This is a genomic window from Candidatus Merdisoma sp. JLR.KK011, assembly GCF_036941125.1.
Taxonomy (GTDB): Bacteria; Bacillota; Clostridia; order Lachnospirales; family Lachnospiraceae; genus Laedolimicola.
Map to the genome: position 1 here is coordinate 310,744 of NZ_JAYWSZ010000006.1, position 11,869 is coordinate 322,612.

An 11,869-nucleotide genomic window follows, 5' to 3' on the forward strand; every position below is an offset into this window, starting at 1 on the left:
TTTTTGGACGTTAGTCCGCCAATATCAGACAGCCTGTTCGTGAACAGCCGGACACTTGATATTGGAAAAGCCCAAGGACAGATTCCGCCGCAGACTGGCTGAACTGGTAGTTGGAAGGGCGCAGGTTTTTGGCTGATTTTATGAGGGGGTTGTTTGTGTGTGGGGATAGTATACGGATTGTTTTGTAGTATTTGACTTGATTTTTTGGAAATAATTGGAATATAATGGTCTTGTCGAAGGATTCTTGATGGTTTCGGACGTTTCTGTCGGAATAATCCCGAAGATGAAAATGAATGTTACTGTTCATTCGCCGCTGTTCCGCGGGGTGTTTCCGCACATTTTGTGCGGAAATCCCGAGTTTTTCAGCGCGAAATCGCGTCTTTTTGCGATTTCTGTGCATCAGTTATCATAAGGGGGACAAAGCTTTGCTTGGTGGATTCCTTGTGATCTGGCGAAGCGTGTTAATGGTCACAGAGTGAACAGTAACAAATGAATTGGCTGGAAGAAAGATGTTGTGCCGGATGGGGAAATCTTTTATAATGAAAGTGGATTTACTGCTGGTTCTGCCTTTCTTCCGAATAGGGTTTGTAAAAGAAAGGAGAACGCGGTATTGAGTAAAGAAGAGATGTTTTTGATGAAGCCTAAGGTGGATTTCTGTTTTAAAGAGCTGATGGAGGATGCAGAGATCCGCAGGGGATTTATTTCTGCATTGTTGGATGTGGAGATTCAGCTTGCTGCTTTTCCGCTGTGGCCGGAGCGTTCGGTGTTTTATCTGGCTAAAATGTATACTGGGGCGATTCAGAAGGGGCAGAGTTATGATATGCTTCCGAAGTGCATCCATGTTGGAATTTTGGATTTTGTTCTCTTTGAGGAGGATGAGGAGTTTTATTCCTGTTTTCATTTTTGGGAGGATACCAGAAGGAGAATGTATATGGATAAGCTGGAGATCCATATTCTGGAGCTGCCGAAGCTTGAGGGGTATGAATGCACACGGACGGAGCTGTTAAAGTGGGGCAGCTTTCTCAGAGCGGAAAAGAAGGAGGAGTTTGAGATGGCGGCGGAAGGAAGTTCTTATATTGAGAGAGCCTATGAACGGCTGACGGAAATCAGTGCGGATGACTCGAAGCGCCTGGAGTATGAGGCCAGGGAGAAGGCTATCCGGGATCATACTTATCTTATGAATTATAATCTGCAGAAGGGGCTGGAAGAAGGCCGGAAGGAAGGTAGGGAGCAGGGGATTAAGGCGTTGGTTAAATTTTGCAGGGAATATGCTTGTACAAGAGAGGAGACTTGTTCCCGGTTGATTCAGAATTTTTCTATTTCTCTGGAAGAAGCGGAGGAGTATCTGGAAAAATACTGGTCTGCTGAAGTCTGATTATAACTGGTATTGATTAGTGCTGGTTTATTCGTGTTTTAGGAAATGCTTGACAAATCCCTTGTTTTTGCATATTCTAAACCATAGATGGTCTGTAAGGGATATTACGGAACTGGAATAAGAAAAGGCAGAGAACGGAAAAGTAGTTCATATCCAAAGCAGCAGAGAGAAGCTGTCGTCGGCTGAAAGCAGCTTTTGTGGAGGGATGGATGAAGTGCATCCGGGAGCTGATCCGGTGAGTGGGAGGTGTGCTGGCGCATTTGCGGCACGGAAGCATCAGCCGGGTACGTGACGCGCGTTAAGCGGATGAGTGGAAGGGCATAGGCCCTTTTAGAAGAGTGGAACCGCGGATTATTTCGTCTCTTGGAGGCGAGATAGTCCGTTTTTTTCCGGCTGCTTTTGGAAAACGGAAATGGCGGCTGGAACGGCCCGGTCAGATTGAGGAGGGAAAATATATGGGTATGATTCGTTATATTAGGGAAGAATTTCAAGTGATTACAGAACGGGACCCTGCTATTAAAAGTCCCATGGAGGTCTTGCTATACCCCAGCTTTCGTGCTATCTTAAGTTACAGACTGGCGCATAAGTGGTATGAGAAGGGGCATTTTTTTCTTGCCAGATGGCTGTCGCAGAGGACGGTGCGCAAGACGGGGATCGAGATTCATCCGGGAGCTAAGATTGGCAAGGGGCTGTTTATCGACCATGGCTCCGGGGTGATCATTGGGGAGACTACGATTATCGGCGACAATGTGACCCTTTATCAAGGGGTGACGTTGGGAGGAACAGGCAAGGAGAAGGGCAAGCGCCATCCAACCTTGAAGGACAATGTGATGGTGAGCGCCGGAGCTAAGATTCTTGGGTCTTTTACCATCGGGGAGAATTCTAAGATCGGAGCGGGCTCTGTGGTGCTCAAGGAGGTGCCGCCCAATTGTACGGTGGTGGGAGTTCCGGGCCGTATTGTGAAACGGGACGATGTGAAGGTGCCGAGAAGCGATATGAACCAGGTGGATCTTCCGGATCCGGTTATGGACAGTCTCACAGAGCTTCGCCGGGAAAATGAGCGGCTTCATGCAGAATTGGCGGAGCTGAGGAAAAAGAAAGAGAAAAAGGACAAAGAAAAAGCAGAGAAGGAGAAGCAGAATGAAAGTCTATAATACCATAACGAAGAAAAAAGAGCCTTTTATTCCCCTGGAGGAAGGAAAGGTGAAAATGTATGTATGCGGCCCAACTGTGTACAATTTTATCCATATTGGAAATGCAAGGCCGATGATTGTTTTTGACACCGTCCGCCGCTATATGGAGCATAAGGGCTATGAGGTGAATTATGTGTCCAACTTCACGGATGTGGACGACAAAATTATCAAAAAAGCGATTGAGGAGGGCGTGTCTGCCCAGGAGATCTCCCAGCGTTACATTGCCGAGTGCAAGAAGGATATGGAGATGATGAATGTAAAGCCTGCCACTACCCATCCTCTGGCGACCCAGGAGATCGGCGGCATGCTGGAGATGATACAGAAGCTGATTGACAAGGGCTATGCTTATGCGGTAAACGGAACCGTTTATTTCCGTACCCGGAAGTTTGCGGAGTATGGAAAGCTTTCCCACAAGAATCTGGATGATCTGCGCAGCGGAAACCGTTCCCTTTTGGTGTCCGGGGAGGATGAAAAGGAGGATCCTTTGGATTTTGTTCTCTGGAAGCCGAAAAAGGAGGGAGAACCGGCCTGGGAATCTCCTTGGAGCGAGGGGCGTCCGGGCTGGCATATTGAGTGCTCCGTGATGTCTAAAAAATATCTGGGCGAGCAGATTGACATTCATGCAGGCGGCGAGGATCTGGTATTTCCCCACCATGAAAATGAGATTGCCCAGAGTGAAGCCTGCAACGGCAAGGAGTTTTCCAGATACTGGATGCACAATGCCTTCTTAAATATTGATAATCGGAAAATGTCGAAGTCTCTGGGGAACTTTTTCACCGTCCGGGAGATTAGTGAAAAGTACGATCTCCAGGTACTGCGCTTCTTTATGCTGAGCGCCCATTACCGCAGCCCCTTGAATTTCAGCGCTGAGCAGATGGAGTCTTCTAAGAACAGTCTGGAGCGGATTGTGACGGCTGCGGAGAATCTGAAGCATCTTCTTGGCGGTGCACCGGAGGGCTCCATGACGGAGAGTGAGACTGCCCACTATGAGGCTTCCGAGGAATATGTGAAAAAGTTTGACGAGGCCATGGACGATGATTTCAATACGGCTGACGCCATTGCCGCCGTATTTGAGCTGGTGAAGTATCTCAATACCCACACTAGCGGAGAGAATACAAAGGATTACCTGGAGAAATGCCTTGATCGCTTAAAGACACTCTGTGACATTCTGGGGCTGGTTGTGGAGAAAAAGGCAGAACTTCTGGATGCGGATATCGAGGTTCTGATCGAGGAACGCCAGGCGGCCAGGAAGGCGAAGAATTTTGCCCGTGCCGATGAGATACGGGCCCTTCTTCTGGAAAAGGGCATTGTGCTGGAAGATACGCGCGAGGGTGTAAAATGGAAAAGGGCGTAACGAATCTGATGGAAGAGATACGAGAGGCATTTGCCCTTAAGGATGTGGATATCCGAAGCTATTCGCCTCTGGTACTGGCCTACATCGGGGACGGGATCTATGAACTGGTGATACGCTCCCTTCTGGTGGGGCATGGGAATGCCCATGCTTCCACCCTGCACAAAAAGGCGAGCAGCCTGGTGAATGCGGCGGCCCAGTCGGCCATGACGGGACGGATCAAGGAGCAGCTTACCCAGGAGGAACAGCAGATCTTCCGCCGGGGCCGCAATGCCAATACGGCCACCATGGCGAAGCACGCCTCCGTATCTGATTACCGGAGAGCTACGGGCTTTGAGGCTTTGATGGGGTATCTGTATCTTTCGGGACAGACGGAGCGTCTGCTTGAACTGGTAAAACTGGGACTGGAGGAAGAAGCGTGCGGTACGAAGAACTGACCATAGAGGGGAGAAATGCAGTCTTAGAGGCATTTCGCTCCGGAAAAACCATAGACAAGCTGTTTGTGCAGGACGGGTGCCAGGACGGTATTGTAAATACCATCAAACGGGAGGCCCGGAAGCAGGATGCAGTTATCAGCTATGTAAAAAAGGAACGTCTGGATCAGATGTCGGAGACAGGACACCACCAGGGTGTGATTGCCTTTGCAGCGGCCTATGCTTACGCAGAGGTGGAGGATATTCTGGCAGCGGCCAGGGAAAAAGGCGAGGATCCTTTCATTTTCCTTCTGGATAATATTGAGGATCCCCACAATCTGGGAGCCATTATCCGGACGGCCAATCTGGCGGGAGCTCATGGAGTGATTATTCCCAAGCGGCGTGCCTGCGGTCTGACGTCTGCGGTTTTAAGAGCCTCTGCCGGGGCTTTGAATTACACGCCGGTTGCCAAGGTGACAAATCTGGCTGCCGTGATTGAAGATCTAAAGAAGGAAGGACTGTGGTTTGTCTGCGCCCAGATGGGGGGAGAGAGCATGTACCGCCTGAATCTCACGGGCCCCATAGGATTGGTGATTGGAAATGAAGGGGACGGCGTAAGCCGCCTTGTACAGGAAAAGTGTGATTTTACGGCCTCTATTCCCATGCATGGGGATATTGATTCTCTGAATGCTTCCGTGGCAGCAGGCGTATTGGCTTATGAGATTGTAAGGCAGCGGATGAAGGAGGGCTGAGGCCTGGAAATCGGAAAAACTGCGGTATTGCGTGAAGTGTCATGGACTATGAGGCCGGCAGATATGCCGGGTATGGAGATAGAGACATGGAAAAAAGGGAACGGCTTACGGATGAAGAACTCATAGAAAAAATCAACGGAGGAGAAACCGCCTGTATGGACGTGCTGATTGAACGCTATAAGCGCAGGGTCCGCAATCAGGCCAGGCCTTTGTATCTCATGGGAGGAGACAGCGACGATCTGATCCAGGAGGGGATGCTGGGACTGTTTAAAGCCATCCGGGATTACCGGCCGGAGAAGTCCGATTCCTTTGAGGCATTTGCAGTTTTATGCATTTCCCGTCAGCTCTACAGCGCCATCCAGGCGGCAGGCCGCTTAAAGCATGCTCCCTTGAATTCCTATGTGGAGCTTTCTCCCGAGCTTGGGGAGCAGACGGAAGGGCTGAAAGGGAAAAGTCCCGAGGAGCTTCTCATCGATCAGGAAAATATCGAGAGCCTCCAGGCGGAGATCCTTAAGGTGGCAACGCCTTTAGAGCAGGAGATTCTGAAGGCGTACTTAAGCGGACAGAGCTATACGGAGATTGCGCAGCGTCTGAACAAGGAACCGAAATCCATTGACAATGCCCTCCAGCGTATCCGCAGAAAGCTTCGCAGGACGAACGGATAAAATCGGAATCCGGCAGGCCGGGCGCAGCAGGCCCTCTGGCTTTTCCCATATCCGGTGTCCGGCTGTTCGCGTACAGGCTGTCTGATATTGACGGACTTTTTGTCCGGCAAGAGCAGACAGAATGTACGAGAACCGTCCGAACACAGATATGGAAAAGCCAGAGGGCCTGCTGCGCCCGGCCTGCCGGATTCCGATTTTATTTACAAAAAATTAATGATTTAAAATGTCATTTTTCGTCATTCCGTGTTATAATTTGAACAGAAATATTTCCTAAGCGGAAGATAGAACGTATTGCGGAACTGGAATGGGAAGGAGGGGATTTTTTGTCGGATTATGTAATGAGCACCGGATCCTACCTGTTGATTGGCCTTTTGGTTTATCTGGTTTTTCGGGCTGTTATCTGGCTTTTGTATTATAAAGGAGAGATGCGTGTACCTATTCTGCACGAAGCGGGGTTCGTCTTGCTTGCATTTTTATTTCTTGCCTTATTTGCTTCCTCTGTGTCGCCTGCCCTTGGATTTTCTCTCAAGCCGGACTGGAAAACAATCTCTTTGATTCCGGTAAAGGGAAGCATTGATCTGGTAAAGACCCAGGGCATTGGAGCTCTTTTTGGAGCTGTTTTAAAGTTTATTCCCTTCGGTTTTTTAATCCCCGTTTTATTCCGGCGTTACCAGCAGTTTTTTAAGGTGCTTTTTCTGTGTGGAGGAGTATCTCTTTGTATAGAAGTGTTCCAGATTTTTCTCACAGGGGCCACGGCCAGCCTGGATGAATTTCTTTTAAGCCTGGCGGGGATTTTCCTGGGGTATTTTCTCTTTGGAATCGTAAGGATTTATTTCCGGGAGATTGAGCGCATGGGGACGGTAAAGCGTTCCCGAAGGAGAGACGTGCCCTTTGTTGTAAAAAAGGAATTGGAATTCCTGGTGATTCTCCTTCTTGTGGCAGTTGTGGGAAAGGGGACCGGGATAGAGGTTCAGCGTGTAAAGGAGGAAAAGGCGGCCCAGGCAGAGCTTGAAAAGAAGCAGGAGGAGGAGCGTAAGGCTGCAAAGGAAGCCGAGGCGGCGCGGATTGCGGAGGAGGAGGCGAAGAAGCTGAAAGTCTCGGAGCAGATGCCGGATCTTTCCCTGGAAGCCGGGGCAGCTTGTCTCTTTTCCTTGGATGATGATATGATTCTCTATGAAAAGAATGGTACGGAACGGGTGGTTCCGGCAAGTACGACCAAGCTTCTTACAGCTCTGACGGTGCTGAAATACTGCGGAACAGATGAAGTTCTCACGGCAGGCGAGGAGATCAGCCTCATCAGCCAGGGAGCTTCCACGGCAAGCCTGAAGGTGGGAATGAGGGGAAGCGTCCGCACATTTCTGGGAGCTATGCTGATTCCCTCGGGCAATGACGCCGCCTATTCTCTGGCCAATTATACAGGACATAAGATTCTGGGGAATGAGAATGCGTCCACAGAAGAGGCGGTAGAGGCTTTTATGGGTGCAATGAATGAATGCGCAGCCGAATTGGAACTGGAGGATTCCAACTTTGTGAGGCCGGACGGGGATCAGGCGGAAAACCAGTATACCACGGCCAGGGACATGGTGCGGATTGCAAAAGCCTGTATGGAAAATGAGACCATTATGGAGATTGTGAAGGGCAAGTCCTTCCGCGCTCTTTTTGAAAATGCCGATATTACGTATCAGAACAGCAATCAGCTTGTGCGGCCCGGGGATACTTATTATTATGAAGGGGCTGTGGGCCTGAAAACGGGCAGCCTGGATGAAACCAAGTGCCTGGTAGGCGCTTTGGAGGCAGGAGGACGACGCTATGTGGCTGCCGTGATGCAGGATACGGACGAAGGGCGGTATAAGGATATAAAGATTCTCTTTGACGAGGTGACGGGAGGCGGCGGTGAGGCGCCTGAGCCGGAGCCGGAAGGCGAAGAGGAAGAATAAGAAATGATAGAATAATAGGCTGCCGGGAATATAACATCAGCCAATTCTGCATTCTGTGTTCAGCCAGTTTGTGTAATTCTGTCTGAGATCAGAAAAGCCAGATGTTATATTTCCCGGCAGCCTCTTTGCTTTTTTGCAGGCTATTGTTTTGGCGCTGCTTTGGGCTGATAGTGATAGACCTCCTCATAGGATTCCCGTTCTGCTTCCGTTGCAGGTGCGCTTGGAATCAGACCGGTACAATCCATGGCAGAGCAGGAATTTCCCAGGTAGTCGTAGCCTTCGATGATTTCTTGATTGCTTTTTCTAAGGTTTTCTTTCATTACAGTTCTCCTATTCTAAGTCGCTGCGCGACAGCACGAAAGGGTAAAGCTGCTTCGACACACCGGTAATGAGAGAAACTTTTATTCGAAAAAGCACTCATAAAAGTTCCTCTCGTGCGCCTTTGCAGCTTTACCGTCCAGCAGAATTTTTTCTAATAAATACTTGACATTTCTTAGCTGGACTATTTAAAGTTCCGTAAGTGCCTGCCGGTACACGGGTATAAAATCAATTGGATTCTTGGTTTTTTCTTTTTTAGTCTGCGCAAAAAAAACTGAAATATGCGGCAAGACACAGAAAAAACACAGGAAGCTCACAGATTTTCCATAGAAGCTCCACAATTGCACCATATTTTTTTCTTACAATAAGCATAGTAAAACAAATGCATCTCAAATAAAAAATTTTAGCCGGAACTGAAATAGGAGGACTAATAAATGAAAAAAGGAATCAAAACGATCGCTTTAGCCATGGCATTCGGTGTAACAGCCAGTGCATCATTTCAAGGAAGCAACTTGCTCATAGAACAATGGACAGGAAAAGAAGCGCAGGCAGAGGCTGCAGAAGGCGTTCAGCTTAATCAGACCTTGGGCCAGAACATAGAAGGCGGAGTGAACACAGGCAGCTTCACAGGCGGAACAAAGGATATCTCCGCTATTGCCAGCCAGGCTATGCCTTCGGTCGTCTCTATCACCAACAAGAGCGTACAGGAAATGCGCCTGTTCGGCCAGTCCCAGGCCTTTGAGAGTGAAAGCAGAGGAACAGGAATCATCATCGGCCAGACAGATACGGAGCTTCTTCTTGTGACCAATCACCATGTGGTGAACGGTGCAGATGAAATCAGCGTCGGCTTTGTGGACGGAGAGATAGCGGAAGCGAAGCGCAAAGGCTCTGACACAGGCAGGGATCTGGCAGTCCTGTCGGTAAAAATGGAGGAGCTTTCCGATAAAACAAAGGGAGCGATTCGTGTCATAGAGCTTGGAAAATCCTCTGAACTCCAGGTAGGAGAGCAGGTAGTTGCTATCGGCAATGCCCTTGGCTACGGCCAGTCTGTGACGACAGGAATTGTAAGCGCCCTCAACCGGGAGGTGATTATTGAAAATAATACAAACACATTGATTCAGACAGATGCAGCCATCAACCCGGGCAACAGCGGCGGAGCTCTTCTGAACATGGACGGCCAGCTTGTGGGCATCAATTCCGCCAAATATTCCGATACGAATGTGGAGGGCATGGGCTATGCCATTCCGGTGGACGATGTGGTGGATATTATCGAGGGGCTGATGAACCGTACCATCCGGGAGGAGAAAGCACCGGAAGGCGAGCAGGGCTTTCTGGGAATCACCGGCCAGGATGTGACTTCGGATGTGTCCGATGCCTATGATATGCCAAAAGGCGTCTATATAACTTCTGTGGAGGAGGGCTCCGGAGCAGCTGCGGCAGGACTTAAGAAAGGGGACATTATCACAAGGTTCGACGGAAGCAGCGTGGGTACCCTTGCGGAGCTGAAGGAGCAGCTTTCTTACTACAAAACAGGCGAGCAGGTGAAGCTTACTGTGAGTATGGCTGCAGAAGGGGAGTATCAGGAACAGGTTGTGACGGTGCTCCTTGGAAAGAATCAGGAGAAATAGAAAATAGGGAAGGCGCCGCCGGGAAAGCGGCTGTTGGGAAATACAGTATCAGACTTTTCTGATGTCATATTTCCCAACAGCCGCTTTCCCGGCAGTTTTTTTGTGCAAAATATTTAGAAGCAGAAAATGCTTGATACACAAAAGAATTCTATGATATGATAAAGTTAGTTGATTGATATATCAATATTACAATTTTTCAAAAATCTATTGACATCAGACAGTAATTAAGATAATATATTGATATATCAATATACCGTTATACCAATATAATAGAAAAGGTGATTGATATGATTGACAAGACAAGTCCAATTCCAATGTATTTTCAGCTGAAAGAGATGCTGAAGGGCATGATCAAATCCGGAGATTTGAAGCCGGGGGATCGTATTTATTCGGAAAATGAGCTGTGTGAGATGTATGACGTGAGCCGGATCACTGCCAAGCGCGCACTGGACGAGATGGTGAGGGAGGGGTATCTGTACCGCCTGCCAGGCAGAGGAAGCTTTGTTCAGGGCAGAAAGATTGATCACACATTATCCAACTTTTACTCATTTACTGAGGAGGTCAAAAAACAGGGGCTGGAACCCTCTTCCAAGATCATTGAGCTTAAGGTGATTCCGGCGGACGAGCTGGTAAGCGAGGCGCTGGGGATTGAGGAGGGAGCATCCGTAACTTTCGTCCAGCGTCTGCGTATGGCGGATGACAGCGTTATTGCCCTCGATCATTCCTACATACCCCTTTCTGTCTGTGAGCGTATTACATTTGAGGAATTGGAGAACAATTCATTGTATCAAGTACTAAGAGGAAAAGGAATCACGCCGGATCGCGCGACGGAATCCTTTTTTGCAGAACCGCTTATGGAGGAAGATGCCAGGCTTTTGAATATGGAAACGGGGACGGCGGCATTGAAGGTATGCCGGTTAACCTACAGTAATGACAGGCTCATTGAGTTTAACTACCGTTATTACAAAGGCCAGCAGTATCGCTATACCATAGAATTGAAGTAGAGGGCCGGTCTGCAGTCATTCGGAAAGGTGCGGTCTTTTGAAGGGAAAAGTACTTGATCCAATACGTATTTTGCGAGAAGGAGAAAGTATGAAGAGAAAAAGTTTATTGCTGGCATTGTTATTATGTACTATTTTAGTTTTTACAGCCTGCGGTTCTAAGGAGGATGTACAAGCGCCTGCAGAGCCGGAACCGGCGGCAGAGGAGGGCGGCGGTGAGGAACAGCCGGAAGGAGAGGCTGCTCCCGAGGGTGAAAAGAAGCTGAAAATCGCCTACACCTGCCAGGATTTGACTAATACTTATTTTGTAGATGTGGCAAACGGTGTGAAAGACAGATGTGAAGAGCTTGGCATAGAAGTAAATATTCTGGACGGCAGGGCGGATGTTGCCAATCAGATTACCGCTTTTGAGAATCTGACGGCAGAGGGCATCGACGGCATTATTGTCAGCCCTATCGATCAGACAGCCTTAGAGCCTTCCGTAGCGGCAGCCATTGAGGCGGGAATCCCGGTTATCTCCGGAAACCAGCTTGTGGAGGGCAGCCAGGCATTTGTGACAGTGCCGGAATATGATTATGGATTTGCAATCGGCGAGGAAGCCGGAAAATGGATCAAAGAAAATCTGGACGGCAAGGCAAAGGTGGCAATTTTTGACTATCCGGAGCTTGAGTCCATCATTGACAGGGGAAATGGAATCGAAGAGGGGATCTTAAGCGTAGCTCCTGATGCAGAGATCGTGGCAAGACAGAGCGCCAACAGTACAGAGAAGGGCATGGCCAATATGGAAAATATTCTCCAGGCCAATCCGGACGTAGAAGTAGTTGCCTGTGTAAATGACGCAGGCGCACTGGGCGCCTATGAGGCTATGATGGCGGCCGGCAAGGAAAGCGACCGAGTATTCATCGGCGGACTGGATGCTATTTCGGAAGCCCTTAATAAGATCAATGAGGGCGGAATCTTCCGGGCAACCGTGGATATTCAGCCTTATGAGACAGGCAAGCTGTTTGTAGACACGCTTCTTGAGGTGAAAGAGAGCGGCCCCATTGAAGATACCATTGTAATTCCCATGAAGGTTGTGAACGCATCCAATATCGGTGACTATACCTTAACGGACTAAGTCCGCCAGCCCCGAAGGGGCATGCGTTAATTGGGTACCCGGAGGGTATGAATAAGAAGCAGGAACCGCAGCAGTCATTTTAGAGGAAGGTTCCTATGGGGAAAGGGCTGTCTTGAATG

Annotated in this window: 11 protein-coding genes and 1 other annotated feature; of the genes, 10 read left to right on the forward strand and 1 reads right to left on the reverse strand. The window is 49.0% G+C overall.

All coding sequences use genetic code 11. The features are described 5' to 3' along the window. Positions 1–610: 610 nt before the first annotated feature. The 7 genes from VV089_RS24910 to VV089_RS24940 all read left to right on the forward strand — a co-directional run bounded on the left by VV089_RS24910 (position 611) and on the right by VV089_RS24940 (position 7,686). Positions 611–1,375, forward strand: coding sequence for an Rpn family recombination-promoting nuclease/putative transposase (locus VV089_RS24910; RefSeq protein ID WP_334337814.1), 765 nt, complete (start codon positions 611–613; stop codon positions 1,373–1,375). A 121-nt stretch (positions 1,376–1,496) separates the two neighbouring features. Continuing rightward, positions 1,497–1,742, forward strand: a binding site (T-box leader). Positions 1,743–1,830: 88 nt separating this feature from the next. Then, the gene (gene epsC, locus VV089_RS24915) at positions 1,831–2,529 is read left to right on the forward strand and encodes a serine O-acetyltransferase EpsC (RefSeq protein ID WP_334337815.1); all 699 of its coding nucleotides are present in this window, start codon (positions 1,831–1,833) and stop codon (positions 2,527–2,529) included. Beyond that, complete coding sequence (gene cysS, locus VV089_RS24920; protein WP_334337816.1) at positions 2,516–3,922, forward strand: cysteine--tRNA ligase; 1,407 nt, start codon at positions 2,516–2,518, stop codon at positions 3,920–3,922. Before epsC ends, cysS begins: the two co-directional genes overlap by 14 nt. After that, complete coding sequence (locus VV089_RS24925; protein WP_172543718.1) at positions 3,907–4,356, forward strand: Mini-ribonuclease 3; 450 nt, start codon at positions 3,907–3,909, stop codon at positions 4,354–4,356. Before cysS ends, VV089_RS24925 begins: the two co-directional genes overlap by 16 nt. Beyond that, entirely contained in the window at positions 4,338–5,084 is a 747-nt protein-coding gene (rlmB, locus tag VV089_RS24930) for a 23S rRNA (guanosine(2251)-2'-O)-methyltransferase RlmB (protein ID WP_334337817.1), read from the forward strand. The genes VV089_RS24925 and rlmB overlap by 19 nt, the downstream gene beginning before the upstream one ends. Before the next feature lie 86 nt (positions 5,085–5,170). After that, a complete protein-coding gene (locus tag VV089_RS24935) occupies positions 5,171–5,749 on the forward strand; it encodes a sigma-70 family RNA polymerase sigma factor (RefSeq protein WP_172543720.1) in 579 nt (192 codons plus the stop codon). Between the two features lie 323 nt (positions 5,750–6,072). Then, a complete protein-coding gene (locus tag VV089_RS24940; RefSeq protein WP_334337818.1) occupies positions 6,073–7,686 on the forward strand; it encodes a VanZ family protein in 1,614 nt (537 codons plus the stop codon). A gap of 140 nt (positions 7,687–7,826) precedes the next feature. Here VV089_RS24940 and VV089_RS24945 read toward each other — a convergent pair whose 3' ends face one another. After that, a complete protein-coding gene (locus VV089_RS24945) occupies positions 7,827–8,006 on the reverse strand; it encodes a hypothetical protein (protein WP_172543722.1) in 180 nt (59 codons plus the stop codon). Positions 8,007–8,438: 432 nt separating this feature from the next. On the opposite strand from VV089_RS24945, the gene VV089_RS24950 reads away from it, so the two are divergent. The 3 genes from VV089_RS24950 to VV089_RS24960 all read left to right on the forward strand — a co-directional run bounded on the left by VV089_RS24950 (position 8,439) and on the right by VV089_RS24960 (position 11,750). Further along, entirely contained in the window at positions 8,439–9,632 is a 1,194-nt protein-coding gene (locus VV089_RS24950; protein WP_172541030.1) for a S1C family serine protease, read from the forward strand. A gap of 287 nt (positions 9,633–9,919) precedes the next feature. Next, positions 9,920–10,636 (forward strand): GntR family transcriptional regulator, encoded by a 717-nt coding sequence (locus VV089_RS24955; protein ID WP_334337819.1) that lies wholly within the window; start codon positions 9,920–9,922, stop codon positions 10,634–10,636. Positions 10,637–10,724: 88 nt separating this feature from the next. Next, entirely contained in the window at positions 10,725–11,750 is a 1,026-nt protein-coding gene (locus VV089_RS24960; RefSeq protein ID WP_334337820.1) for a sugar ABC transporter substrate-binding protein, read from the forward strand. The last annotated feature ends 119 nt before the right edge of the window (positions 11,751–11,869 follow it).

Excerpts from the sequence above, each read along its gene's own strand:
- VV089_RS24960 (WP_334337820.1), top strand. The coding sequence starts at position 10,725 with ATGAAGAGAAAAAGTTTATTGCTGGCATTGTTATTATGTACTATTTTA.
- VV089_RS24950 (WP_172541030.1), top strand. The coding sequence starts at position 8,439 with ATGAAAAAAGGAATCAAAACGATCGCTTTAGCCATGGCATTCGGTGTA.
- epsC (WP_334337815.1), top strand. The coding sequence starts at position 1,831 with ATGGGTATGATTCGTTATATTAGGGAAGAATTTCAAGTGATTACAGAA.
- VV089_RS24925 (WP_172543718.1), top strand. The coding sequence starts at position 3,907 with ATGGAAAAGGGCGTAACGAATCTGATGGAAGAGATACGAGAGGCATTT.
- VV089_RS24935 (WP_172543720.1), top strand. The coding sequence starts at position 5,171 with ATGGAAAAAAGGGAACGGCTTACGGATGAAGAACTCATAGAAAAAATC.
- VV089_RS24945 (WP_172543722.1), bottom strand. The coding sequence starts at position 8,006 with ATGAAAGAAAACCTTAGAAAAAGCAATCAAGAAATCATCGAAGGCTAC.
- VV089_RS24955 (WP_334337819.1), top strand. The coding sequence starts at position 9,920 with ATGATTGACAAGACAAGTCCAATTCCAATGTATTTTCAGCTGAAAGAG.
- cysS (WP_334337816.1), top strand. The coding sequence starts at position 2,516 with ATGAAAGTCTATAATACCATAACGAAGAAAAAAGAGCCTTTTATTCCC.